Genomic DNA, 26086 nt, shown 5'->3' on the forward strand with positions numbered 1-26086 from the left:
CATGGATCGTATCACCCGCCACCCCGCGCTTGTTCTCGTCACCCTCTTGGTGGCAGGCATGGCGGGGAACTGGTTCAGATTCAACCTGTTCTTCAACGTCGAACTTGTCTTTGGCAGCATTTTCTCCCTGCTGATCCTGCAACTGCTGGGGTGGCGCCGCGGCGTTCCGGCAGCCCTGCTGATCGGCAGCGTGACCTGGACGGTCTGGCATCATCCCTGGGCCATGGTGATCGGAACCGCGGAGGTGGCGGTCACTGCCTGGCTGATGCAGCGCAGGAAGCTGTCGCTGGTGTCGGCGGATGCGGTGTTCTGGCTGCTGCTGGGCGCCCCCCTGGTCTTTCTGGGGTACCACCTGGTGATGCAGGTGCCGCTGGAGAACGTGACGCTGATCATGTTCAAGCAGGGGATTAACGGCATCACCAATGCCCTGACTGCCCGCCTGCTTTATTTCGGCTATGTTCACTCCGGCAAGCGCGAGCTGATCCCGAAGCGGGAGCTCATTGCCAGCCTGCTGGTGTTGTTCGCGGTGGTGCCCTCGCTGGTACTGCTGGCCATAGAAAGCCGTCAGCACCTGCATGAAGCCGACCGGGATATCCGTACCCGGCTGCAGTCTGCCGGATCGCGGGTCGGTACGACGCTTTCCGGCTGGCTGGACGGCAAGGAGCGTATCCTGCTCTACCTGGCCGGAACGGCCCTCAGTCACAGCCCGGAACGGATGCAGGTCTATCTGGACCGCTTCAGGACCATTGATCCGTCGTTTCTCAGCATGGCCTATGTCAACCGGGCCGACGTCGTTGCTGCCGTTTCACCGCGAACCGGTGCGGGGAACCCGGCAGCCGTCGGTACGGTCGTCGATCAGATGCCGTTCCTGTCGAAACTGCGGGAAACGCTGCAGCCGCGGCTCAGCGGCATGGTCACGACACGGACCGGAGAAGCAGCGCCCACTGTCCTGCAACTGGCACCGGTGGTGCGCAATGGTCGCTATGACGGCTACATCAGCGGCGCGTTGAGCCTGGAGCATATCCGTTCCGTTATTGCCGCCAATGCCGAGGGGCACCGCATGCAGTATACGATGCTGGATGACAGCGGCAGGGTTGTCTTCAGCAGCCGTGGGGACCTGAAGCCTCTGCAGGGGTTCAGGCGGTCTGCGGGAGTGGTAGAACAGTTCGACGGCGGGATGATATTCCGGAAGCCGACAGATAAGCCGTTCGCCTCGCCCCTGGGGGTCTGGAATCTGTCAGCCTACGAGATCAGCATCCCGGTTGGCCCCCATCACGAATGGCAGGTGGTGCTGGAACAGCCGCTTGCCCCCTATCAGGAAATACTGTACCGGCACTTCAGCGAGCGTTTTCTCTACCAGACCCTGTTTGTGCTGCTGGCCCTGCTGGTTGCCGAACTGCTCAGTCGCGCCCTGCTGGAGGCGACCCAACAGTTGCGGATGCTCACCAGCAGCCTGCCGGACCGTCTTTCCGATGGCGGCACGGCTATCGAGTGGCCCTGGAGCGGCATCGAGGAAAACAATCACCTGATCGGAAACTTCAAGGATGTTGCCGAAACCCTGTCCCATACCTTCCACGAGATCAAAACACTGAATGAGTCTCTGGAACATCGTGTCGAGGAGCGGACGCGCGAGCTGGACGAGGCCCGTCGCACCGCCGAGGAGGCCAGCCGGGCCAAGAGCACCTTCCTGGCCACCATGAGTCACGAAATCCGCACGCCGATGAACGGTGTCATCGGCATGACCAATCTGCTGTTCGACACCGGCCTGAACCCGGTGCAGAAAGAGTACGCCACCCTGATCCGCAGCAGCGGGCACAACCTGCTACGCCTGATCAACGACGTGCTGGACCTTTCCAAGATCGAGTCCGGCACCCTGGAGTTTTCCCGTGAGCCCTTCGACCTGCCCGGTCTGGTTGCCGGAGTTACCGCACCGCTGGCGCTGCAGGCCCAGGCCCGGGGGCTGCAGCTCGACAGCCGGATCGACCCCTCCGTGCCGCCCGTGCTGGTGGGCGATGCCGGACACCTGGGGCAGGTGCTGATCAACCTGCTGAGTAACGCGATCAAGTTCACCCGCAGCGGGTCGGTACGGTTGCTGGTCGACAGGGAACAGCCGCCGGGACAGCCGTCGCATGTCCGCTTTTCCGTCATCGACAGCGGTATCGGGATTCCCGCCGACAAGGTGAAGGACATTTTCAAGCCCTTTACCCAGGCCGATGCATCCACGGCGCGGAAGTTCGGGGGTACCGGCCTGGGCCTGGCCATTGCCCGGCAACTGGTGGAGCGGATGGGAGGCGAAATCACGGTTTCCAGTATGGTGGGGGTGGGCTCAACCTTCAATGTGATCCTGCCCCTTGAGTCACCGCCGCCCTCCGGCGTCGCGGCAGCGCGGGAAAAAGGACGGGAGGAGCGGCGAATGCCGTTACCTCCCGCAGGAAAGTGCCGTCTGCTGATGGCCGAAGATGAGCCGATCAACCGGATGGTGGCATCGGCCTACATTGAGCGCATGGGGCACCATGTCGACCTGGTGGAAAACGGCGTGCAGGCGGTTGAAGCGCTGCGGCAGGCCCATTACGACCTGGTGCTGATGGACTGTGTCATGCCGGAGATGGATGGGTTCACGGCTACCGCCATTATCCGGGACCCCGCCTCCGGCGTGGTGAACCGTGACGTCATTGTCGTCGCCCTGACCGCCAACGCCCTTTCCGATGACCGGGAGAAATGCCTGGCTGCGGGCATGGACGACTATCTGGCCAAGCCGTTCGATCAGGCTGATCTTGAAATGGTACTGGCAAGAAACCTGAAGGCATCCCCCGGACGGGGCGACGGAATCCCTGACAACGTGATCGAGGAGTTGAAGGTATGTCGTTGAAGCGCCGGAGCATTATCATTGGCGTCTGTCTGGTGGCACTGATCGGCGTATGGGGGATGTTGGCCCTGCATCTCTTCCATGACTGCCGCCAGGCCATCGCCGCTGTGGAGTCCACTGCCGCCATCCCGGCCCGTGCCGTTGACGGGCATGGTGTCAACAGCGGGCACACCATCGGCAACCTGCTGGTGGCGCTGCTGTTCTCCTGCCTGATCGTCGTAGCCACCCGCCTGCTGCTGCGCAGCGAGTGGCGAAGCAGCGCGACCCGGGCGGAACTGAGCGAGCTGAGTCGCAGTTTTGTTACCCTGCTGGAGCATACGACGGACTTCATCTGTTTCAAGGACCGGGAAGGACGATTTATCTACTGCAGCCAGCCCATGGCCCGGATAACCGGCCACCGTCACTGGCGGGAGATGATCGGCAAGCACGCCAGGGAGGTGTTTCCGGAGGAGATGGCGCGCATCTATGAAGAGGAAGAAGCCGCTGTGTTCGCGAACGGCCTGCCGCTGCTTAACAGGGTTGATCCCTACTTCGATGAGCAGGGGCGCAGGGGGTGGGTCAATACCAATAAATGGCCGCTTTTCGACGAGCAGGGGCAGGTGAACGGCATTTTCGGCATCAGCCGGACCGTGACCGAACAGCACCGTCGTGAGCTGATCATGCAGGCACGGCTGCGGCTGCTGGAGTACTCGTTCAGCCATACGCTGGACGACCTGTTGCGCAAAGTGCTGGACGAGGCGGAACTTCTGACCGACAGCCGCATCGGTTTTTTTCACTTTTTCGACGAGGACGGCAACAACCTGCACCTGCAGGCATGGAGCACCGCCACTGTTACACCGTTCTGTAGCGCCGAAGCCAAGGGACAGCACTATCCCTTGGAAAAGGCCGGGGTCTGGGCCGATTGCGCCCGGGAACGCCGGCCGGTTATCCATAACGACTATCCCGCCCTGCCCAACGGCCACGGGCTGCCCGACGGACATGTGCCGGTACGGCGAGAGCTGACCGTACCGCTTGTGCGCGACGACCGCGTGGTGGCGGTCATTGGCGTCGGTAACAAACCCGATAACTACACCGATGATGATGTGGCGGCCGTGACCCAGCTGGCGGATGTGACCTGGGAGATTGTCCTGGCCCGGCGGGCTCAGGATGCGTTGCAGGAGGCAAAACAGGCGGCCGAGGATGCCAACGTGGCCAAGAGCCGCTTCCTTGCCACCATGAGCCATGAACTGCGCACACCGCTCAACGGCATTATCGGCATGGCGGCAGTGATGCTGGAGACCGAACCGCAGGGCGAGCGGCGCACCCGGCTTGAAATCATCCGCTCCTGCGCCCTGAGCCTACTGGAGATCATCAGCGATGTGCTGGAGTTCGCCCGGTTGGAGGCCCACAAGGTCGAGCTGGAGATCAGCCCGTTCAACCTCGCCACCGAACTGCACGAAAGCGTGGAGATGCTGCGCTACCAGGCGGAGCAGCGGGGGCTCACGTTGCAGTATTATCAGCATGCCGGCCTGCCCGCCATGCTGCTGGGAGACGCCGGCCGACTGCGCCAAGTGATCGTCAACCTGGTGGGCAATGCCATCAAGTTCACCACAACCGGGAAGATTGACCTGACGGTGCAGCCCGGCGAGGTGCGGGACGGCCGGGTGCGGGTCGACGTTGCCGTCGCCGACAGCGGCATCGGCATGTCGCCGGAACAGTGCGCAACCATCTTTGAGCCCTTTGTCCAGGCCGGCGACAACACCGGCCGCACGCACGGCGGAGCCGGCCTGGGGCTTTCCATCTGCCGTGACCTGGTCCGGATGATGGGGGGGGAAATCAGTGTCGAGAGTGTTCCGGGAAAAGGCTCCACCTTCCGGTTTTCGGCCAGCTTCGCCCTCCCGGAACCGGGGGCGGGGCAGGCGGCCGCCGCCGCTGCGACCGCGCCGGATGACCCAATTCCGCATGTGTCGAGACGCTGCCGGATCCTGGTGGTTGAAGACGACGGAACCAATCGTATCTACATCCAGACGCTCCTGAACCGGTTAGGGCATCACGCCGACCTGGCCGGTAACGGGCGTGAGGCCCTCGACGCACTTGCGCGCGAGGACTACGACCTGGTGTTGCTGGACTGCCGGATGCCGGTGATGGACGGGTTCGAGGCCATCGCCCTCATTCGCGATCCGGCGTCGGCGGTCCGGAATCATCGGGTTCCGGTACTGGCCATTACCGCCAATGCCATGAAAGGCGACCGGGAACAGTGCCTGGCTGCCGGGATGGACGCCTATCTCTCCAAGCCGTTCGAGTTCTCGGACTTCGCACGGATCGTGAACGGCATGCTGGCAGTGGCGGGCTGCGACGGGCATGCGGTACGGCAGGAGGAGGCGTGCATGCGCACCGTCGCCTTTGACCGGGACGCCCTGGAGCGCCGTATGCTGCACAACCCGGAGCTGATACGGACCATCACCGGCATGTTTCTGGACGACGTGCCCAACAGGCTTGCCGGGATCGCCGCGAGTCTTGCCGCGGGAGACATGTCAGGGCTGGCGTTGCATGCCCATACCATCAAGGGGCTTGCCGCCACCTGCGGCGCCGGGTGTCTGCAGGAAAGTGCCGTTGCTGTGGAACGGGCTGCGACGGCGGGGAACCTGGAAGAGGTGCAGCGGCTGGTGGTGGAGTTGGAACGGCGCTATCGGCTGGTGGGAGAGGCGATGAAAACGATGGCGTGAGGTTGCCGCTAGCAGGAGGAGAGCATCGGGGCGAGCTCGCCTGCCCGCCAGGCGGCGACGAGGGCGTCCACTGATTCCGGATCGAACTGGGCTCCCTTGCAGCGTTCAAGTTCGGCGATGGCGGTCTCGACGGGAAGTGCCGACCGGTAGGGACGATCCGAGGTCATGGCGTCAAAGGCGTCCGCCACGCCGATGATCCGGGCGAGTAACGGAATTTCCTCGCCTCGCAGCCGTGCGGGATAGCCGTTGCCGTCGTACTGTTCGTGATGGTGGAGAACGCCCGGCACAACCCCGTCAAGGCGGGGCAGGTGCTTGAGTATTTCGCTGCCGGCGGCGGGGTGGCAGCACATCTCCTCGAATTCGAGGGGATCCAGGCGTCCCGGCTTGCGCAGCACCTGGTCGGAAACCCCGATCTTGCCGATATCGTGCAGGATGGCCGCCAGGCGCAGGTTGTCCAGCTCCGCTTCGGCCAGGTCCAGGCGGCGGGCGATCAGCAGGGAGTAATCGTGCACCCGCCGGGTATGGCCGGCGGTGTAGGCGTCCCGTTTTTCCAGCGCTTCCGCCAGGGCGGTGGTGACTCCCAGAAAGGTGTTCCGCAGTTCCTGGTAGATGGAGGCGTTCTCGATGGCGATGGCCACCTGGTTGGCCAGGGTCCGCACCAGGTCGAGATCGTCCTCCGTGAACCTCCCCTCAAGCTTGTTGATGACCTGCAGCACCCCCCACAGCTTCTCGCCGGTTGCCACCGGCGCGACAATCATGTTCCGGGTTTCGTAGCCGGTCCTGTTATCCACCGACGACGTGAAGCGGCGGTCGTTACGGACATCGTCGACGATGATCGCGCCACCACGTCGTGCCACCCATCCGGCGATCCCCTCGCCCGGCCGCAGCCGGATGCTCTTCAGGGTTTCGCCGCTTGCGCCGCTTGCCACTTCAAAGTACAACTCACCGGTCACCTCGTCGATCAACAACAGGCTGGCCACATCGGCGTTGACGCAGCGGGGCACCGCTTCTACCGCCATCCGGCGTACTTCCGCCGGATCAAGGGATGAGTTGATCAGTGCCGTGAGCTGCATCAGCGACTGGAGCCGGGAGTAGGACTCAGCGGCCGTGTCCTGCTGCTGGTGGCGATGTTTCATGGTGTGTACCTGCCTCCGTGACGAGCTGGCTGGGGAACAATCTATCACCGGCACCGGCAACAGACAAGAGCGCAGCAGAATTGTTTTGCGCGGGCCGATCGTACGGGCTATGGTTTGGAGACTTCGAACAGATGTGAGGAGACCAGTGCATGCAGAACGAAGAACGTGGATTTGATACCCTGCTGGCCATCATGCGTCGCTTGCGCGGCCCCGGCGGCTGTCCCTGGGATGCGGAGCAGACCCATGACAGTCTGAAACGCTACCTGCTTGAGGAAGCGTACGAGGTGATCGAGGCCATCGATACCGGGAACGACGAACTGCTCAAGGAGGAACTGGGAGACCTGCTGCTGCAGCCGGTTTTTCATACCGTCATTGCCGAGGAAGAGGGGCGCTTCACCATGGCCGAAGTTGTCGCCGCGCTTTGCGACAAGCTGGTGCGTCGTCATCCCCATGTCTTCGGCGACCTGGAGATTGCCGATAGCGAGGCCCAGGTGGCCAACTGGGAAAAGATCAAAAAGGAGGAGAAAGGGGAGGAACGGCGCTCGGCCATTGCCGGGGTGCCCGCCCATCTGCCGGCCCTGCTCAAGGCCCAGAAGATCACCGAGAAGGCTGCCCGTGTCGGTTTCGACTGGGAGCATGTGGATCAGGTCAAGGCCAAGGTTATGGAAGAACTGCACGAGTTCGAGGAAGCCCTGGCCGAAAGAAACCAGCAACGGATGACCGATGAACTGGGAGACCTCTTGTTCGCCATTGTCAATCTGGGCCGTTTTCTGGCCGTTGATACGGAGGAGGCACTGCGCAGGACCATTGCCCGGTTTCAGGGGAGGTTCGAGTATGTCGAGGATTGTTTGCATGGGCAGGGACGCCATATGCAGGATGCCACCCTGGCGCAAATGGACCTGCTTTGGAATGAGGCAAAAGAGCGGGAGCGGCAGGGCGATCGGGGTAAATCTGACGAATTGTAACAAAGGATTTCAGCCAGTTGAATCCTTATCCACACTTTTTGTGGATAACCTGTGGATAATAGTGTGAATGAATACGGGAAGTCGTATGTAGACAAGCACTTTCTTCTAATTGCCTAAAAAACAGGCACTGCTTTTGTTAGTTATATCAGTATGTTATGCAAAATGGCGGTTTTTTGCGGTGTCGCGGGCGGCAAGACTGTCAAGTAAAAAAAGTAGCAAAATGAAAATATTTTTGCTGTTAATAACTGTCAAAAATCCGGCAGTTTTTCTCCCCCCTGAATTCAACCCCTTCCATGGTTAATAGGAGTTTTTTGCAAGAAATCCCCCCGGCGCCGCTGTAGCCGGTGAGAGCCCCCGTAGACGAGACCACCCGATGGCAGGGGATGATCACCGGCAGCCGGTTGGCCGCCATGACACCGCCCGCCGCCCGTGCCGCCTTGGGGTGGCCGGCCAGTTCCGCCAGCCGGCGGTAGCTGATCACCGTGCCGTAGGGGATACGGCAGGCCACGGCCAGTACCCGTTCCTGAAACGGGGTGAGGCTGCCGATGTCCAGAGGCAGGTCGAACCGCCGCAGTTGGCCGGCAAAGTAACGCTGCAGCTGATCCGCCGCCTGCGCCGCGTGCGCGGGGGCGGGGCCCGATGCACGCGTTCCGCCGGGAGCTTCTTCCGTCGGCAGGAACACTCGACAGATTCCCTTGTCGCTGACTTCCACCCAGCCCGTTCCCACGGCAGTCGTATAGGGTACGATCCATGTTTCCATAGGGTCTTCCTCCTTGGCGGTTGTTACGGTGCTACGGTCAGCGTGCCAGCTTCCGACGCACCAGGGCGATCATCTCAGTTGCCTCTTCGGAACGCAGTAGCCGGGCCGCCAACAGGTAGCAGGCTATGGCCAGTGCAACGCCGCCGGCCAGGTGAGCGCTCTTCAGCAGCTTCATCCCCGGCTGTGACCAGTCTGCCCGTCCCATCAGCCACCAGGTGAGCGCTCCCATGGGCAGCGAAGCGCAGGCGGCCAGCAGGGCGGTGCGCAGCAACCGTTTCCCCCCCAGTGAGCCGACCCTGCGACGCAGCAGCCAGAAGAGGAGCCCCATGTTGCCCAGCGCCGACAACGACGAGGCCAGGGCCAGGCCGCCATGCTGCAACGGTCCCATCAGGGCCAGGCTGAACCCCAGGTTGAGCAGGAACGCGACAAAGGCAGCCAGCACCGGGGTCCGGGTATCCTGCAGGGCGTAGAAAGCCGGGGCCACCACCCGCACTAACGCTACGCAGGAGAGACCGAGGGAGTAGTAGATCAGCGCCCGTGCCGCCTGTACCGCCATGTTGTGATCGAACTGCCCCCCCATGAAGAGCAGCACCATCAGCGGCTCGGCGCAAACCGTCAGCCCCACCAGTGCGGGGATGGTGATGAACAGGGTGAGTCGCACGCCGTAGTTAAGGGTCTCCTTCATGGCGTCGAGATCTCCCTCCGCCGCCTGGCGGCTTAAGGCGGGCAACACCGCCTGGGCCACCGAGACCGTGAACACCCCCTGGGGGAATTCGAACAGCCGCTGGGCGTAGTAGAGGTAGGAGACCGACCCCTGGGGGAGCAGCGAAGCCAGGATGTTCCCCACCGTGATATTCAGGTAGTAGACCCCTACCCCCAAGGTGGCCGGGGCCAGCAACAGGGCGATCCTGCGCAGTTTCGGGTCACGGAAGTCAAAGCGGGGCCGGACCGGATACCCCATCTTCCAGAGCACCGGCAGTTGCATGACCAGTTGGATCAGCCCCCCCAACAGCACCCCCACCGCCAGGGCGGTGATCGGGTACTGATAGAACGGCCGCAAGGCCAGGGCGCAAACGATCATGGAGAGGTTCAGGAACACCGTGGAGATGGCCGGGGTGAAAAAGTGGCGCAGGGTGTTGAGAATCCCCATGCAGAGCGCCACCAGGGAGATGAAGAACAGGTAGGGGAACATCACCCGGTTGAGCAGCACGGTCAGTTCGAACTTACCCGGCACGGCGGTGAAACCGGGAAACATCAGGTGCACCAAAAGCGGTGAAAAGACGATTCCCAGCAGGGTGACCACGGCCACCACCAGGGTGAGCAGGGTGAAGCAGAGGTTGGCCAGCTCCCGGGCCCGTTCCTCCCCCTCCTGCACGAGGGTTTCCGAAAAAGTGGGGACAAAGGCCGAGGTGAGCGCCCCCTCGGCAAAGAAGCGACGCAGCAGGTTGGGGATCTGGAAGGCGGCGAAAAAGGCGTCCGTTGCCATGCCGGCGCCGAACAGGCGCGCCACCACCATGTCCCGCACCATCCCCAGGATGCGTGAGAGCATGGTGGCCGAGCCCAGCACCCCGGCCGCTTTCAGGATACCGCTTTTCTCAGACATCGGGGTCCTCGTCGGTCAGCTGTTTGTCCCGGTCGCCCAGAAAGTTGTTGTTGCTTACCACGCTGCGCCCCAACTCCTTTTCCGTCTCCCTGCGAGCCGTGCCGGCCACCCTGCCGCCACGTTTGGCAACCTTTTTGTTGGCGTCAAAGGTGTCCGGTTTCTCTGTCTGTGAAATTTCCGTGGTTACTTTTTCGCCCAGCATGGTGAAGATCAGTTCCAGATCGGTCATGTGGTCGCGCAGGTTGTCCTGGGGCCGGGAGAGGCCTTTGAACTGCTTGTGTTCAGACGGCGTCATACCGAAGGTGGCCCTGGCTATCTCGGCGGTCAGGATACTGAACGCACGTTCGGTGGTGATACCCCGTTCCTGCCATTCATCGGTCAGGTTCTGGCGGATGGCGATTCCCCGCAGCCGTTTGTCGATCCAGTCCTTGGGATAGCCTTTCTGCTCGTACAACTCCTTCATCCGCTGCTGGGCCAGCTCCGGGTTTTCAATCTCCTGAATCCGCTCATAGCCCACCTGGGCCAACCAGCGCTTGAACGGTTCGGCCTTGGGGGACGGGATGGACTGGATGATGCGGAACATCCCTTCGGTGTTGGCGCAGTCGGTATCACGCTGTTTTCCATCAGAGGCAGGCATTTTCAATCGTACGATTTTATCGTACGGTTCGATAACTCCCTCAAATGTCAGCTTCTTTTTAAGATCGCTCCAGTATCTTTTGGGAAGGGAGCTTCCGGTTAAGACGTCAACCACATCAATAATTGCAAACCACCATTCATCATTATGGATGGTCTTGCGAATCTGTTTACCTTCAAAAACAGCCAATTTGACGAGTTCTTTCGCTGTCATGGTTCGTCGCCCTCGTCACCCAGCTCCAGTACCCCCCGCGCTTCGTCCGCCGGCAACGCCTGCACGGTCTTCAGCTTGCGTTCCATCTGGCGGGTGCGGGTGGCGGCAGCCTCGATATGGTTGCCCGCCTCCTGCAGCTTCTTGCGGGTCTTGTCCAGGATGTCGCTGAACTTGCCGAACTCGGTGCGCACCGCCCCCAGCAGGTTCCAGACCTCGGCGGAGCGCTTCTCGATGGCCAGGGTGCGGAAGCCCAGTTGCAGGGAGTTGAGCAGGGCCGCCAGAATGGTGGGGCCGGCCGGCATCACCTTGTACTCCCGCTGCAGCGCCTCGAACAGGCCGGGGCGGCGCAGCACCTCGGCGTAGAGTCCTTCGGTGGGGAGGTACATCACCCCGAAATCGGTGGTGTGGGGCGGGTCCAGGTACTTGTCCCGAATGTCCGTCGCCGCCAGGCGGATGGCCCGCTCCAGGAGCTTGCCCGCCTCCTCGGCGGCTGTTGCGTCGGCCCGCTCCTGGGCCTCCACCAGCCGCAGGTAGTCTTCCTGGGGAAACTTGGCGTCCAGCGGCAGATGGACGACGCTCTCCTCGCTGCCGTCCCGCCCCGGCATCCGCACCGCGAACTCCACCCGCTGGTTGCTCCCCTTGCGGGTCTCCACGTTGACGCCGTACTGGCCCGGCGCCAGGATCTGTTCCAAAAGCACCGCCAACTGCACCTCGCCGAAGGTGCCCCGGGTCTTGACGTTGGTCAGCACCCGCTTCAGGTCCCCCACGCCGTTGGCCAGGCTCTGCATCTCGCCCAAGCCTTTCTGCACCTGCTCCAGCCGGTCGCTCACCAGCTTGAACGATTCACCCAGCCGCTTTTCCAGGGTGTCGTGCAGCTTCTCGTCCACGGTGGCCCGCATCTGCTCCAGCTTTTTGGCATTGTCCTCCTGCAACAGCCGCAGCCGCTCGTCCACCGTGGTCCGTACCTGCTCCTGGCGCTTGCTGCTTTCTTCCTGCAAGAGCCGCAGCCGCTCCTCCATGGTGCTGCGCAGCCGCTCCAGCCGCTCCTCGGTGGTGGCGGACAGTTGGGCCAGTTGGCCGGAGAACAGCTCAAGCTGGCTGTTCTGCACCGTGGCCGATTCCCCCAGCCGGGCCAGCAGGGAATCCCCCAGCCCCTTCACCGCGTTCAGCGACTCCTCCCGCCCCTGGCGGGCCAGGGACTGCCCCTCCTCCCGGGAGCGGGCCTGCTCCTCCCGCAGGGTCCGCTCAGACCGCTCCAGCAGCCGTTCCAGGGCATCGATCCGCCCTTCCAGCGGGGTATGGGCCGCGCCCAGCCGGGACACCCGCAGGAGCAGGACCACGACGAGCACCAGCAGCATCAGCAGCAGGGCGGGAATCAGCAGATCAGGCATGAACGGGACTCTCCAAAAACACGAACCTCCCGCCGTTGCCGGTGAGAGGTCCGTAAAAGATGACAGCGTGCGCCAGGTTCCCCGGCTTACTTCTTGACGTTGTAGAACACGTCGTGCCCCTTGAACAGGGCGGTGTCGTCCAGCTCGTCCTCGATGCGCAGGAGCTGGTTGTACTTGGCAACCCGGTCGGTGCGACACAGCGAGCCGGTCTTGATCTGTCCGGCGTTCACCGCCACGGCCAGGTCGGCCAGGGTGGTGTCCTCGGTCTCGCCGGAGCGGTGGGAGATGACCGTGGTGTACCCGGCCCGCTTGGCCATCTCGATCGCCTCCAGGGTCTCGGTGAGGGTACCGATCTGGTTCAGCTTGATCAGGATGGAGTTGGCGATCCCTTTCTGGATGCCTTCTTTCAGGATTTTGGGGTTGGTGACGAACAGGTCGTCCCCCACGATCTGGATCTTTGTGCCCAGGCGGTCGGTGAGCAGCTTCCAGCCGTCCCAGTCGTTTTCGGCCATGCCGTCCTCGATGGAGATGATCGGGTACTTGTTGACCAGATTCTCGTAGAACTGCACCATCTCTTCCCGGGTCTTTTCCTTCTGGGCTTCGTTCTCCAGAATGTAGGTCCCCTTTTCCTTGTTGAAGAGCTCGGAGGAGGCCACGTCCAGGGCCAGCAGCACATCCTCGCCCGGCTTGTAGCCGGCCTTGACGATGGCTTCCATGATCACTTCCAGGGCCTCTTCGTTGGATTTCAGGTTGGGGGCGAACCCGCCTTCGTCACCCACGGCGGTGTTGTAGCCTTTACCCTTCAGCACGCTCTTCAGGGCGTGGAAGATTTCGGCGCCCATGCGCAGCGCCTCGGCAAAGCTGTCGGCGCCGGCCGGCATGATCATGAACTCCTGGATATCCACGTTGTTGTCGGCATGGGCGCCGCCGTTGATGATGTTCATCATCGGCAACGGCAGTTCGCGGGCATTGGCGCCGCCGATATACTTGTACAGCGGCTGGCCTGCCTCTTCGGCGGCAGCCTTGGCCACGGCCAGGGAAACCCCCAGGATGGCGTTGGCCCCCAGGGTGCTCTTGAATTCGGTGCCGTCGATCTCCAGCATCCGGTTGTCGATGCCGACCTGGTCGGCACCATCCATGCCGATCAGCTCGTCGGCGATCCGGTTATTGACGTTGTCCACCGCGGTGAGCACCCCTTTGCCCAGGTAGCGCCCCTTGTCGCCGTCACGCAGCTCCAGGGCCTCACGCTCGCCGGTCGAGGCGCCGGAGGGAACGGCGGCCCGGCCAAAGGCCCCGGACTCCAGAAACACTTCCACCTCAAGGGTGGGATTCCCGCGGGAGTCAAGAATCTCCCGTGCATAGACGTCGACTATCTCACTCATATGCTGCCTCCTTCAGAAAATTAAAAGAAAATGCCCCTCTCTTATAGCAACTGGAGGGGCAAAAGGGAAGGGGAAGATGCCGGAAAATCAGCCCACTTCGGCGTACTCCCGCACCCGGAAACCGACCCCCAGGGAAAGGGCCAGGCGCCTGCACGCCTCGATGTCGATGCCGGGCACCGTGACGGCGGTGGCGGTCACCTCCGGGATATGGCGGGGCGCTTCCCGCAGGAAGTCGCAGATGGCCTCGAAACCGGCCTCGCCGAAGGGGGTATTGCAGAGCCTGGCGTAGGTGACGGCGTCCGGCGCGTTCAGGCTGATGGAGATGCTGTCCACCAGACCGGCAAGCTCCGGCAGGATGGTGCGGCCATGGGCCAGGTTGGCCTGGCCGTCGCTGTTGATCCTGATCCGGTAGCCCCGCTGTTTCAGGGCAGCCGCCACCTGCTTCACCAGCTCCAGCCGCAAGAGCGACTCGCCGAAGCCGCAGAACACCACCTCGTCGATATCCTCGGGATGACCGATGGCAGCCATCACCTCCTCGAACCCCGGCTCGTGATCGAGCAACAGATTGTGCCCCTTCACCGTGAATTCGTCGAACTTCGCGCAGAAACTGCAACGGTTGGAACAACGGTTGGTGATGTTCAGGTACAGCGAATTGCGGATGCGGTAGGCGATCCGGGTGGAGGAATCCCACAGCGGAATGCCGAACAGTTTGCCCGCGTTCATGGTGGTGATCCGGGCCACGTCGTCAGGGGAGAGCCCTTTGATCTCCGCCACCTTTTCGGCGGTGATCCGGGTGTAGGCCGGTTCGTTGCGCTTGCCCCGGTGCGGCACCGGCGACAGGTAGGGGCAGTCGGTCTCCAGCAGCAGCCGCTCCATGGGGGTTGTCGCCACCACGTCGCGCAACTGCTGGTTGGAGGGGTAGGTAACCGTGCCGGGGATGGACAGGTAGAGCCCCTGCTCCAGGCAGCGGCGGGCAAAAGCCACATCGCCGGAGAAGCAGTGCATCACCCCCCGGGTCACCCCTTCCTGCCGGATGGCCTGCAGCGTTTCCTCGTGGGCGTCCCGGTCGTGGATCACCACCGGCTTGTCCAGCTCGCGGGAAAGCTGCAGAAACCGCCGGAACACGCGGTCCTGCTGGTCGCGGGGGGAACGGTCCCGGTAGAAATCCAGGCCGATCTCGCCGATGGCCACGCACTTGGGGGTACTGCGGGCCAGCTCCGCCAGGGCGGCTATGGCGGCCTCATCAACCCCTGCGGCATCGTGGGGATGGATACCCACGGTGCAGTACATGGTCGGGTAGCGCTCGGCAAGCAGAACCGCGTCACGGCTGGAAGCGGCATCGGCCCCCACCACGATCATGCCGGTGACGCCGGCTTCCTCGGCCCGGCCCAGCATCTGGTCCCAGTCCTGCTGAAAATCATCGTAGTAGAGGTGGCAATGGGTGTCGATAATCGGTGTGTGTCTGTTCATGGGAGCACTACTGTAGCCCCATTGACCGCGCTTGGCAAGGGGAGGGTGGACGGGGGACTAAACGCCCTCCGGCAGTTTCGACAGCATCTGCTTCCGCCGGTTCAGGCGGCGGCCGTCAATCACAAAGGTGCCGTCGCCCACCGCGTGGATGGTCCGCTTCTCGTCCCGCGAAGTGTCATAATACGCCGCCACCCCCTCAAGCACGACGATGTCATGTTGTTCGATAATATCGATGACCTTGCACTCGATATTTGCCAGACACTCCCTGATCAGGGGCGGTTTCACCAGCGTCCCCTTCACGGCGGTCAGGCCGAACGTTGCAAACTTGTCCGTATCGGCCCCGGTGCAGGTACCCACCCCCACCACCTGGTCCAGCAGATCAACGGTGGGAATGGCAAGCACGCACTCCCGTGTTTTCTCCAGCGCGCTGTAGGAATGGTTCCACGGCCCCGTGGTCAGGGCGAACCGCGGCGTGAAATCCATCACCATGGTCCAGGAGATGGTCATGACGTTGTTCTTCCTGTTGTCCCGGGTCGTGACCAGCACCACCGGACCGGGTTCCAGCAGGGTGAACGCCTTGTTGAGGGGAAGGGGGGGCAGGGGAGGGATTACAGTTTGCATACCGTGCCTCCAGATAGTCGGATTACCTGCAGGATGGCACGGGGAGGCGGGGTTGGGTAAATGATGACGGGTGTCGGTTAGGAGCTTCCAAGCCGGGAGGTCCCAGTGCTGTCGGTGCTGCCCAGCGGTATAGTGTCGCCCTGCCTCGATGATCGAAGCAGGGCGGTTTAGCCTGAAATGGAAGCGGATTACTTCTTGAGGGCTGTGGCCATGGCCTCGCCCATGCGGGTGGGGGAGGTGGAGACCACCACGCCGCATTCCTGCAGGGTTTTGATCTTGTCTTCAGCCTTGCCCTTGCCGCCGGTGATGATGGCGCCGGCATGGCCCATCCGCTTGCCGGTGGGGGCAGTGACGCCGGCGATGAAGGCGGCCACCGGCTTTTTCATGTTGTCCCTGATCCACTCGGCAGCCTGCTCCTCGGCGGCGCCGCCGATTTCACCGATCATGAAGACCGCTTCGGTGTCCTTGTCGTCGTTGAATTTCTTCAGCACGTCGATGAATTTCATGCCGATGATCGGGTCGCCGCCGATGCCGACGCAGGTGGATTGGCCCAGCCCCATGTCGGAGAGTTGCTTGACCGCTTCGTAGGTGAGGGTGCCGGAGCGGGAGACCACGCCGATCTTGCCCGGTTTGTGGATGTAGCCCGGCATGATCCCCAGCTTGCACTGGCCGGGGGTGATGACGCCGGGGCAGTTGGGCCCCACCAGCAGGGTTTTGCTGCGCTCCTGGATGGCCCGGGCCAGGACCATGTCCCGCACCGGAATCCCCTCGGTGATGCAGACCGCCAGGTCAAGTCCGGCGTCGCAGGCTTCCAGGATGGCGTCGGCGGCCCCCGCCGGCGGCACAAAGATCATGGAGACGGTGGCGCCGGTGTAGTGCACCGCTTCAGCCACGGTGTTGAAGACCGGAATCCCCTCCACATGGATGCCGCCCCGGCCGGGGGTGACCCCGGCAACGATCTGGCTGCCGTAGTCGCGGCACTGCTGGGTGTGAAAGAGGCCGCTTTTGCCGGTAATTCCCTGTACCAGTATCTTGGAGTTCTTATCGATGAGAATCGCCATGGTTTCGGTCCCCCTTACGCTTCAGCCAGCATCTTGACGATCTTCTGGGCACCGTCGCCCAGGTTGTCACCCACCTGCACGTTCAGGCCGGATTCCAGCAGCAGCTTCTTCCCTTCCTCCACCTTGCTGCCGTCCATCCGCACCACGATCGGCAGGGCGCAGTGCACCTCCGAGGCCGCCTCGATGATCCCCTGGGCAATGACGTCGCAACGCATGATGCCGCCGAAGATGTTGACGAAGACCCCTTTCACGTCACTGTCCTGCAGGATGATCTTGAACGCCTCCGCCACCTTTTCCCGGGTGGCCCCGCCCCCTACATCCAGGAAGTTGGCCGGCTCTCCCCCGAACTCCTTGAGTACGTCCAGGGTGGCCATGGCCAGTCCTGCGCCGTTGACCATGCAGCCGATGCTGCCCCCCAGCTTGATGTAGGCCAGGTCGTATTTGCCGGCGGTGATCTCCAGCGGATCAAGCTGGGAGTAGTCCATCATGTCCGGGTATTCCCGGTGGCGATAGACGGCGTTGTCGTCGAAGGAAATCTTGGCGTCCATGGCCAAAAGCCAGCCGGCCTTGGTGACCACCAGGGGGTTGATCTCCACCAGGAAGCAGTCCTTTTCCAGGCAGCACTTGTAGAGGTTGAGCATCATTTCGACGCAGTCTTCGCAGACGCTGGCGGTGAGTCCCAGGGCCAGGGCGATCCGGCGGGCCTCGTAGGTGCGCAGCCCGGTGAACGGGTCGATGGAAAGCATGTGAATCTTTTCGGGGGATTTTTTTGCCACTTCCTCGATCTCGACTCCCCCTTCGGCGGAGGCGATCAGGCAGTAGCGGGAGGTTTCCCGGTCAAGGGTGATGGAGAGGTAGAATTCACGGGCAATCTCCACCGCTTCCTCCACCAGGATACGACGAACCTTGAGCCCCTCCGGGCCGGTCTGGGGGGTGACCAGGCGTTTGCCGAACAGTTCCTTGGCCAGTTCGCCGGCCTGTTCCGGGTGATGTACCACCTTGACCCCGCCGGCTTTGCCGCGGCCACCGGCGTAAATCTGGGCCTTGACCACGCAGTGGCCCCCCATCATCTTGGCGGCCCGCTCCACCTGGTCGGCGGTTAGGGCAACTCGGTTGCGCGGCACCGGAATGCCGTAGGTACTCAGGATCTCCTTGGCCTGATATTCATGGATATTCATAGGCCCTCCCGCGAAAGTGACGTTGCAGGGCGAAACTATACCATGCCGCATGCGGAGCACAAGCTGAATTTAGTAAAAATAAAAAGGTTTTCTATGGCTAAATTTTCTGCTGGCGGGACAGTTCGGCCTCGGAAAGGCGCAGGTAGCTGGGGAGCAGCAGCTCCGGCGCTGTTCCACCCTGTTTCAGGAACATGGTTTCCGCCAGCAGGGCACCGGCAGCGGGGCGGGGGAGGTGGTGGCAGTCCGGGGCGAAGAGGGCCCGCTCCCCCCGGCGGGTAACGATCAGGTCGCGGTAGCGGCAGGCGCCGTCCCCCAGAAACAGAGTGGGCCCTTCCAGCGAGTCCAGCAGCAGTTCCGGGGCAACGGCCCGGTCCTCCCGCAGCGGCTCGGGCAGCTCGGTGCAGCGGTAGAGGCCGGCGTAGACCTCGTTCTTGCGGGCATCCAGCAGGGGACAGACCGGCAGCGCCGCATGGGGCAGGTTCATGGCCAGGTGGGCCAGGCTGGAGATGCCGATGCAGGGGGCGCCGGTGGCCAGGGCCAGTCCCTGCACGGTGGCCACGGCAGTGCGGATGCCGGTGAAGGAGCCGGGGCCGGTGCTGCAGGCGAAGAGCCCGATATCAACGGGGCGGAGGCCGCAGAGGGTGAGCAGCCGCTCCAGTTCCGGCAGCAGGCGGCTGTTCTGCAGTCTGCCGCCGCCGCCCACCAGCGATTCGGCCAGCAGGTTGCCGTCGCGGGTGAGGGCGATGCCGACGGCAGCAGCGGAGGTGTCGAGAAAGAGGGTGAGCATGGTGAATGGTTGTTCCCGGTCTCCTGATGTTCGGTGGCGGCTATCATCGGGGCTGGGGCGGAGGTTGTCAACGGTAAAACGTGGGAGTGCAAAGGGTGAGGTGCCCAGGGCGCCCGTAATTGGACGTCCCTGGGCGGCAGGGGGCGAATGGTCGTGTCGACTACTTGCCCGGTGCCGGCTTTTCCTCCGGCTTCGGTGCGGGTGCCGGCTGTTCGGTGGTGGTCGGCTTGGGGGCCGGCGCCTCGGAGGCAACGGCAACAGCGGCAACGGAAAGGGCAACGAGGGCGGCAAGTGCGACGGTGTACAGTTTTTTCATGGTTCTGTCTCCTTGTATTGAAGTGCGTGGTACTTGATATGCTTCGAAAAACAGGTGTTGAACATCGGTCTGAATGGGGGGCATCACCTCGCTTTCCGGAAAATGGGGGCGGGACTCCGAAGGCGCCGGAGGGGAGCACCCGTCGATGATCCCCGCAACTGCCCGCCGCTATCCCCTGTGTGCACGGCATGTGCCAAGGTGCGGTGTTCGAAGGTAACGCTTTAATATGATTGTTGGTTTTTTGATGTGCGCGGTGCGGTGCGGAAAGAAGAGGTACGGCGTGGTGTATGGATTTTCCTGCGCCTGTCGGTGCTGTGACAATGAAACTGCCCGAAATCTTTCGGAAACGGCGGTGTATGATTTTACCTGCAGTGATCGTGGGGGTTATTTCTTGAAATCGCCGGGATTGATCCCGTGCTTTTTGAGCAGGTTGTAGAGGTCGGCCCGGTACTTGCCGGCCAGGGCGGCGGCATTGCTGATGTTGCCGCCGGTCAGCTCCAGCAGGCGGACCAGGTAGCCGGCTTCGAATTCATCCCGCGCCTGCTTGAGCGGTTTGGGCGTTTCCGCGATGCCGACCGATTTTGCAGGAAGAATGTGCCCTTCGGTAATCACCTCCTGCAGGGTCATGGCCACCGCGTACTCAATGGCATTTTCCAGCTCCCGCACGTTGCCGGGCCAGTCGTGCAGCATGAGGCGTTGTACGGCTGCCGGTGAAAACCCCTTGATCCGCTTCTTCATCCGGCGGCTGTATTTCGTCAGAAACGCCTCGGCCAGCAGGGGGATATCCTCGCGCCGTTCCCGCAGGGGGGGCAGGGTGATCGGGATGACGTTGACCCGGTAGTAAAGGTCTTCGCGGAACAGTCCCTCCCGTACCAGCTCTTCAAGGTTGCGGTTGGTGGCTACGATGACGCGCACATCCACTGCAAGGGGGCGTTCGCCGCCAACGGGGTAAAACTGGCGTTCCTGGAGGACCCGCAGAAACTTGGCCTGGATGGACAGGGGCATGTCACCGATTTCATCCAGCAGTATCGTCCCGCCATGGGCCTGGGCAAACAGCCCTTTCGAGGATTTGACCGCACCGGTGAAGGCCCCTTTTTCATGGCCGAACAGTTCGCTTTCCAGCAGCGTTTCCGGCAGGGCGGCGCAGTTGATGGCGACGAACGGCTCTTCGGCGCGGGCGCTGGCCAGATGAATGGCCCGCGCCATGACTTCCTTGCCGGTGCCGCTTTCGCCGTGGATGTAGACCGTTGAATCGTTGCGGGCGATCTGGGAGACCACTTCCAGCACCCGGCGCATCGGCTCGCTGCGGGCCACTATATGCACGGCATCGTGCCGTTCGGCCAACAGTCCCTTGAGCCGCCTGATTTCACTGGTCAGCCGTCGGCTTTCCAGGGCCCGCTCCACATGGAGGGCAAGCTCCCGGGCGTCGAACGGTTTGGTCAGATAGGTGGCGGCACCGCGCCGCATGGCGTCAACGGCGCTTTCGATGCTGCCGAAGGCGGTGAGGATGATCACCGGCATGTCGGGAGAGAGCTGGTGCAGTTCCTCCATCAGCGTAATACCGTCCTGCTCTTTCAGGTGGAGATCGATGACGGCAAGATCGAAGGTCTGGCGACTCAGCAGGTCCCGCGCCTCCTGCCCGGTTCGCGCCGCCGTTACCGCGTAGCCCAGGGTTTCAAGGCGCATGGCGATGATCTTCAGCAGGTTGCGGTCGTCGTCGACTGCCAGCAGGGTTCCGTGTGTCGTTCCGCTCATCGCTTGTTGCCTCAATGTCGTTGTTTTCTGTCGATTTCCACGTCCACCAACAGCGCCTGCTCCAGCGTCTCGAGCAGGCTGATCCAGCTTTTTGCCTCCTCCGCGAAGGGGCTTGCCGGAAACTCCCGCTTCAGGCGGATGAAGGTGGCGTGCGCCCGCTTGTAGTCACGCTTCGGATTGGCGTAATGGAGGTGGATGCGGCCGATGCTGAACAGGGCCGCATCCGCCGGCGGCTGCTTGGGGGTGCGGCTGAGCACTCGCTGGTTTTCCCGCAGGGCACCGTCGAAATCCTCCCGGCGCAGGAAGGACTGAATCCGCTGTAGGTGGCTGTTTCCTGCCTGGACGGCGAACTGCCGCTCCAGCATGCCGGCCCAGATGTGGGCCCCCTCGGCCAGCGGCGTTCGGGGGAATTCGCCGATGAGCTGCCGGAAATAGTCCCGTGCCGTTGCGTAGTCCATTTCAGGGTTGCGGTGGTCGGCGTAGATCTGTCCCAGGCTGAACAGGGCTGCGTCCGCTGGCGGCTGCTTCGGGGTGCGCGCGAGCACCTGACGGTTTTCCCGCACCGCCGCCGCAAACTCCCCCGCACGGGTGAGCTGACGCATCCGCTGCAGGTGGGCACGGCGCTCCCGCCCCGCAACGTCGTCTTCCAGGATGCTGTCCCAGATTCTGCCGTCCTCGGCAAAGGGGCTGCGGGGAAAATCGGCCATGAGCCGGGAGAAGAAATCAAGGGCTGTTCGGTAATCCCGACGGGGATTGGCCGGGTCGGCGTAGAGCAGCCCCAGGCTGAAGAGGGCCGCGTCCGCCGGCGGGGAGGCCGGGGAGGAGGTCAGGATTTTTCGGTTTTCCCGCTCCGCCGCCTCAAAGGCTCCCTGCTGGCTCAACTGCTGCATCCGCTGCAGATGGGCCCGTCCCTCCCGCTCGTCCAGCAGGTCGTTATCAAGGATTCCCCGCCAGATACGGGCATCCTCCGCAAAAGGACTGAAGGGAAAGTCATACAGCAGGCGGGTGAACTGTTCCCGGGCCATGCGGTAATCCCTGCCGGGATTGCTCGGATCGGCATAGGCCAGCCCCAGGCTGAAGAGGGCGGCATCTGCCGGCACTGTCCGGGCTGTCTGCGGCTGCTCCAGAATCCGGTGGTTTTCCCGTATGAGTTCTTCGAAATGCCCCTGGCGGGCCAGTTGCCGCATGGTACGCAGATGAGTCTGTCCTTCCCGTTCGGCCAGCATCGTGCGCAGGGGGGCGCAGGCCGTGAGCAGGGCCAGAGTCAGGCAGGCAATGCCACGATAAAGGTACTGCCCTGTCCCGGTTCGCTTTCCACCCACACCCGTCCTCCATGTGCCTGTACGATATGCCTGACAATAGCCAGTCCCAGGCCGGTTCCCGTGTTGCCGCCCGCTACCGACGGCAGCGCCTGGCGGTACTTCTCGAAAATGATCTCCCGTTCCTCCGCCGCGATGCCCGGTCCCGTATCGCTCACGGTTATACGAACTTCTCCCGGCAGGCTGCGGGCGACGATACGGACGGTTCCCCCCGGCGGGGTAAACTTGAGGGCGTTACCCACCAGGTTTCTCATGACCTGCAAAATCCTCTCCGGATCGAGGGACAGAGCGGGCAGCTCGTCATATTCGCTGTCGAGCGCAATCTCTTTGGCGGCAGCCAGGGGGCTCACCTCGCGCAGTACCTGCGCGATCAGCGGGGGGAGCCGGACACTGCCGAAATGAAAGGCGAGAACCCCCGACTCCAGTTTGGAAAGGTCCAGCAGGCTGCCCACCAGGTCGATCAGGCGGCTGCTTTCCTCGGCGATGATGACCAGGAGCTCCCGCTGCTTGTGCGTTACTTCACCGCAGAGCCCCTCCAGAAACAGGTTGGTTCCCTCCCGGATGGAGGTGAGCGGGGTGCGCAGCTCGTGGGACATGAGGGCGTAGAAATCCGACTTCATCCGTTCTACTTCTTCAAGTTTACGGCACATGACGTTGAGCGCAGCGGCCAGGCTCTCAATTTCGGGCGGCGCCGTCAGGCGCAGATCGGCGGTAAAGGCCCCCCGGGCGATCTCCTCGGTTTTTCGTTTCATGCGGGAGAGGGGCAGGGTGATGCTCCGGGTGATGGCAACGGAGAGCAGAATGCCCAGCAGCAGGGCGATGGCGGTGATCAGCATGGCCACGGTACGGGTTCTGCCGCCGGTCTCCTCCAGCTCATTCGCCTTCTGGAGGATGCTCTGCTGGCTGAGAGTGCGCAGGCGGGTCAACTCCTCCAGGGTTTCCTGCACCAGCCGTTCCTTTTCCCGGTCATGCCGGACGAGGGGGGTGCGGCCGCTGCGCTTCAGGGACCTGACCTCCTCCAGAAACAGCTCGCCGTGACGCCGATGCAGTGACCGTATCCGCTGCAACGCCTGCCGGACCTCGCCGGAATCGGCACGGGTCTGTGCCTGCTCAAGATACTGCCCGAAGTCCGTGCGGGCCGCCAGATAGCCATCATACAGCGCCTGATCCCGGACGAGCAGGAACTTTTTCTCGTACCGGGTCTGGGACAGCAGGGCGGCGCCCATCTCCTTGTTGAGGTCAATGAGCACGTTATGCACCTGGATGATGCGGCCGGTCAGGGCGTGCATCCGGCCCAGTTGCAGGATAGTGTAGGCGCCGACGGCGGTCGCCATGAGCAGTACGGCGAGGTTGCCCAGCATCAGCCGGGTGAAAATGGAGAGTTTCCTGGTGGCGGGGGGGCGTACGATGAGCATGGCAGGATTCCGTCCGCAGGCGGTGTGCAACCTGCCCGCGGGAGGTTGCACCCTAGCCCAGCGCCGGCGTGCTTGTCAAGGGGGCGGGATGGAGACGATACCGCAACCGCGAAGGTGCTGGTCCCGGTTCCGCGAAACTGTTTTCAGCAGGTTCGTGGTGCCGTCGCCGACTTCACAGAGCAGCAAAACGTGCGCCTTGTTCCGAAGCGGTCTCAGCCTTTGCTGAAAAAGTACCGGACAATGTCGTTATAGAAGGCCAGCACCATCAGGCAGATCAAGAGCAGCATGCCGGCCTGCTGGGCGTATTCCCGCACCTTCTGGGGCACCGGTCGGCGAATGACCGCTTCTATGGTGTAGAACAGCAGGTGGCCGCCGTCCAGAATCGGGATCGGCAGCAGGTTGAGAATCCCCAGGTTGATGGAGACCACGGCCAGCAGCATGAAGAAGGTGGCACCGCCGGTTTTGGCCGCCTTATCGGCCATGTCGGCGATCATCAGCGGCCCGCCCACGGTTTTGAGCGGTACCACCCCCTGGAACAGCTTGACCATGGAGAGCACGGTGAGCTTGGTCACTTCCACGGCTTTGGCGTTGCCCATTCTGACGGCATCCAGCAGTCCGAACCGCTCCGTGGCGAATTCGTAGGACGGAGAGACGCCGATGATCGGCTTTTGGACGGTTTCACCGAAGAGGTTTTTCGACTCCCCTGCCTGCGGTACCAAGGTGATGGTCAGGGGGTGGTCGTTCCGGACGATGGAGAGGGTTACCTCGCCGCGGACCGTTGCCATGCGCGAGGAGAAGTCTTCCCACTGTACCACCGGATGGCCGTCGACGGCGGTGATCCGGTCGCCTTTCTGCATGCCGGCCACGGCGGCCGGCTTGTCCTTGAACACCTCGCCGATGGTTGCCTTCATGATCGGCATCCCCACCAGATAAAGGGTGATCAACAGCAGCCAGGCAAACAGCATGTTAAAGGCGGGGCCGGCCAGCACAATGGCCATCCGTGCCCAGACCGGCTTGTGGGAGAAGGAACGGGCCTCGTCGATGGGCTGGGGAGGCTCGACCGGCTCGGCTGCCGTTTCAGCGGTTTCCGTCGAAGTCTGTTCCACCAGCTCCGCTTCACTGAAGCCCCCCTCGCCGTACATCTTGACGTAGCCCCCCAGGGGAAAGGCGGAGATCAGGTATTCCGTTTCGCCGATGGTGCGGCCGAACAGTTTGGGACCGAAGCCGAGGGAGAATTTCTCCACCTTGACCCCCAGCCACTTGGCCACCAGGAAGTGTCCCAGCTCGTGGACGAAGATCAGGATGCCCAGGACGACAATGAAGCTGACCACGATCATGACGACGCCTCCATAGTGGCGCAGGTTCCGCAAAGATCGGCGGCGGTACGGCGGCCCCACTGGTCCGCCGCCAGCACTTCCTCAATGGAGGTAAGCCGATGGGCCCGGTGGGCATCCATGGTCCGCTCGATCAGCCGGGCGATCTGCAGGTAGGAGATCCTGCCGGACAGGAACGCCTCCACTGCCACCTCGTTGGCGGCATTCATCACCGCCGGCATGCTCTCCCCCTCGGCCAGGGCGCGGTAGGCGAGCCCCAGGCAGGGGAAGCGGAGCAGGTCCGGCTTGAAGAAGGTGAGGCCGGCCAGTTCGGTGAGATCCAGGGGAGGGACGCCGGTGCTGACCCGCTCCGGGTAGGAGAGGGCATAAGCGATGGGCGCCTTCATGTCCGGGGTGCCCAGCTGGGCGATGACGCAGCCGTCAATGTACTCCACCATGGAGTGGATGATGCTCTGGGGGTGGATGTTGACCGCGATCTTTTCCGGGGGCACGTCGAACAGCCAGCGGGCCTCGATCACCTCCAGCCCCTTGTTCATCATGGTGGCCGAGTCGATGGTGATCTTGCGTCCCATGCTCCAGTTGGGATGGTTCAGGGCGTCCTGGATGGTGACCTGTTCCAGCTTCTCCAGCGGAGTTTCCCGGAACGGGCCGCCGGAGGCGGTCAGGATGATCCGGACGATATCGTCGCTGCGGTGCCCCTCGATGGACTGGAACACGGCACTGTGTTCGCTGTCCACCGGGTAGAGGCGCACCTTGTGCCGGGCCACCAGTTCCATGAACAGGTGACCGGCGGTGACCAGGATCTCCTTATTGGCCAGGGCGATATCCTTGCCGGCCCGAATGGCGGCAGCCGTGGGTACCAGTCCGGCGGCCCCCACGATGGCGGCCACCACCATTTCCACGCCGGGGGCGGTGGCGGCTGCGCAGAGCCCGTCAATCCCGCCGGTGAAGGTAACCGGGTGCCCGGCCAGCAGCTCCCGCAGGCGGGGAATGTCCTTCTCGTCGGCCACGGCGGCAATGTCCGGCCGAAACTGCCGGATCTGGTCGGCGAACAGCTCAAGGTTGCGGCCGGCAGTCATGGCGGTGACCCGAAACTTGTCCGGATGGGCGGCGACGATGTCGAGAGTGCTGACTCCGATGGAGCCGGTGGAGCCGAGGATGGCGATCTGTTTCAT

General features: G+C 62.9%; 20 protein-coding genes. 3 read left to right on the top strand and 17 right to left on the bottom strand.

Going from position 1 to position 26086, the window contains the following annotated elements; all coding sequences use genetic code 11:
• Nucleotide 1 precedes the first annotated feature (1 nt).
• Nucleotides 2–2869 carry a hybrid sensor histidine kinase/response regulator gene (locus RAK07_RS04670; RefSeq protein ID WP_305731678.1) on the top strand — a complete coding sequence of 956 codons (2868 nt, stop codon included), beginning with the start codon at nucleotides 2–4 and terminating at the stop codon, nucleotides 2867–2869.
• A complete protein-coding gene (locus RAK07_RS04675; RefSeq protein WP_305731679.1) occupies nucleotides 2860–5571 on the top strand; it encodes a GAF domain-containing protein in 2712 nt (903 codons plus the stop codon). Before RAK07_RS04670 ends, RAK07_RS04675 begins: the two co-directional genes overlap by 10 nt.
• A gap of 8 nt (nucleotides 5572–5579) precedes the next feature.
• On the opposite strand, the gene RAK07_RS04680 is transcribed toward RAK07_RS04675, so the two are convergent.
• Nucleotides 5580–6707 (bottom strand): HD-GYP domain-containing protein, encoded by a 1128-nt coding sequence (locus RAK07_RS04680; RefSeq protein WP_305731680.1) that lies wholly within the window; start codon nucleotides 6705–6707, stop codon nucleotides 5580–5582.
• Nucleotides 6708–6856: 149 nt separating this feature from the next.
• On the opposite strand from RAK07_RS04680, the gene mazG reads away from it, so the two are divergent.
• Nucleotides 6857–7672, top strand: coding sequence for a nucleoside triphosphate pyrophosphohydrolase (mazG, locus tag RAK07_RS04685; protein WP_305731681.1), 816 nt, complete (start codon nucleotides 6857–6859; stop codon nucleotides 7670–7672).
• A gap of 238 nt (nucleotides 7673–7910) precedes the next feature.
• Here the strand turns inward: mazG and RAK07_RS04690 are convergent, their stop codons facing one another.
• The 16 genes from RAK07_RS04690 to RAK07_RS04765 all read right to left on the bottom strand — a co-directional run bounded on the left by RAK07_RS04690 (nucleotide 7911) and on the right by RAK07_RS04765 (nucleotide 26086).
• Nucleotides 7911–8432 (bottom strand): methylated-DNA--[protein]-cysteine S-methyltransferase, encoded by a 522-nt coding sequence (locus RAK07_RS04690; RefSeq protein WP_305731682.1) that lies wholly within the window; start codon nucleotides 8430–8432, stop codon nucleotides 7911–7913.
• Between the two features lie 37 nt (nucleotides 8433–8469).
• Nucleotides 8470–10035: a murein biosynthesis integral membrane protein MurJ gene (gene murJ / locus RAK07_RS04695; RefSeq protein ID WP_305731683.1), complete on the bottom strand. Its 1566-nt coding sequence runs from the start codon at nucleotides 10033–10035 to the stop codon at nucleotides 8470–8472.
• Nucleotides 10028–10882, bottom strand: coding sequence for a BRO-N domain-containing protein (locus RAK07_RS04700; RefSeq protein ID WP_305731684.1), 855 nt, complete (start codon nucleotides 10880–10882; stop codon nucleotides 10028–10030). The genes murJ and RAK07_RS04700 overlap by 8 nt, the downstream gene beginning before the upstream one ends.
• Complete coding sequence (locus RAK07_RS04705; RefSeq protein ID WP_305731685.1) at nucleotides 10879–12273, bottom strand: DNA recombination protein RmuC; 1395 nt, start codon at nucleotides 12271–12273, stop codon at nucleotides 10879–10881. The genes RAK07_RS04700 and RAK07_RS04705 overlap by 4 nt, the downstream gene beginning before the upstream one ends.
• Before the next feature lie 86 nt (nucleotides 12274–12359).
• Entirely contained in the window at nucleotides 12360–13655 is a 1296-nt protein-coding gene (eno, locus tag RAK07_RS04710) for a phosphopyruvate hydratase (RefSeq protein WP_305731686.1), read from the bottom strand.
• An 87-nt stretch (nucleotides 13656–13742) separates the two neighbouring features.
• Nucleotides 13743–15125, bottom strand: coding sequence for a TatD family hydrolase (locus tag RAK07_RS04715; RefSeq protein WP_305731687.1), 1383 nt, complete (start codon nucleotides 15123–15125; stop codon nucleotides 13743–13745).
• Between the two features lie 57 nt (nucleotides 15126–15182).
• Nucleotides 15183–15746, bottom strand: a complete 564-nt coding sequence (locus RAK07_RS04720) for a flavin reductase family protein (protein ID WP_305731688.1) — start codon at nucleotides 15744–15746, stop codon at nucleotides 15183–15185.
• Nucleotides 15747–15934: 188 nt separating this feature from the next.
• Entirely contained in the window at nucleotides 15935–16807 is an 873-nt protein-coding gene (gene sucD, locus RAK07_RS04725; RefSeq protein ID WP_305731689.1) for a succinate--CoA ligase subunit alpha, read from the bottom strand.
• A 14-nt stretch (nucleotides 16808–16821) separates the two neighbouring features.
• Nucleotides 16822–17985 carry an ADP-forming succinate--CoA ligase subunit beta gene (gene sucC, locus RAK07_RS04730; RefSeq protein WP_305731690.1) on the bottom strand — a complete coding sequence of 388 codons (1164 nt, stop codon included), beginning with the start codon at nucleotides 17983–17985 and terminating at the stop codon, nucleotides 16822–16824.
• Nucleotides 17986–18082: 97 nt separating this feature from the next.
• A complete protein-coding gene (tsaB, locus tag RAK07_RS04735) occupies nucleotides 18083–18772 on the bottom strand; it encodes a tRNA (adenosine(37)-N6)-threonylcarbamoyltransferase complex dimerization subunit type 1 TsaB (RefSeq protein WP_305731691.1) in 690 nt (229 codons plus the stop codon).
• A 160-nt stretch (nucleotides 18773–18932) separates the two neighbouring features.
• A complete protein-coding gene (locus RAK07_RS04740) occupies nucleotides 18933–19088 on the bottom strand; it encodes a hypothetical protein (protein ID WP_305731692.1) in 156 nt (51 codons plus the stop codon).
• 384 nt (nucleotides 19089–19472) lie between these two features.
• Nucleotides 19473–20843, bottom strand: coding sequence for a sigma-54-dependent transcriptional regulator (locus RAK07_RS04745; RefSeq protein ID WP_305731693.1), 1371 nt, complete (start codon nucleotides 20841–20843; stop codon nucleotides 19473–19475).
• A gap of 11 nt (nucleotides 20844–20854) precedes the next feature.
• Nucleotides 20855–22165, bottom strand: coding sequence for a tetratricopeptide repeat protein (locus tag RAK07_RS04750; RefSeq protein ID WP_305731694.1), 1311 nt, complete (start codon nucleotides 22163–22165; stop codon nucleotides 20855–20857).
• Entirely contained in the window at nucleotides 22108–23577 is a 1470-nt protein-coding gene (locus RAK07_RS04755; RefSeq protein WP_305731695.1) for a sensor histidine kinase, read from the bottom strand. Before RAK07_RS04755 ends, RAK07_RS04750 begins: the two co-directional genes overlap by 58 nt.
• Nucleotides 23578–23789: 212 nt before the next feature.
• Complete coding sequence (gene rseP / locus RAK07_RS04760) at nucleotides 23790–24914, bottom strand: RIP metalloprotease RseP (RefSeq protein WP_305731696.1); 1125 nt, start codon at nucleotides 24912–24914, stop codon at nucleotides 23790–23792.
• Nucleotides 24911–26086: a 1-deoxy-D-xylulose-5-phosphate reductoisomerase gene (locus RAK07_RS04765; RefSeq protein ID WP_305731697.1), complete on the bottom strand. Its 1176-nt coding sequence runs from the start codon at nucleotides 26084–26086 to the stop codon at nucleotides 24911–24913. Before RAK07_RS04765 ends, rseP begins: the two co-directional genes overlap by 4 nt.

This window comes from Trichlorobacter ammonificans, assembly GCF_933509905.1.
Taxonomy (GTDB): domain Bacteria; phylum Desulfobacterota; class Desulfuromonadia; order Geobacterales; family Pseudopelobacteraceae; genus Trichlorobacter; species Trichlorobacter ammonificans.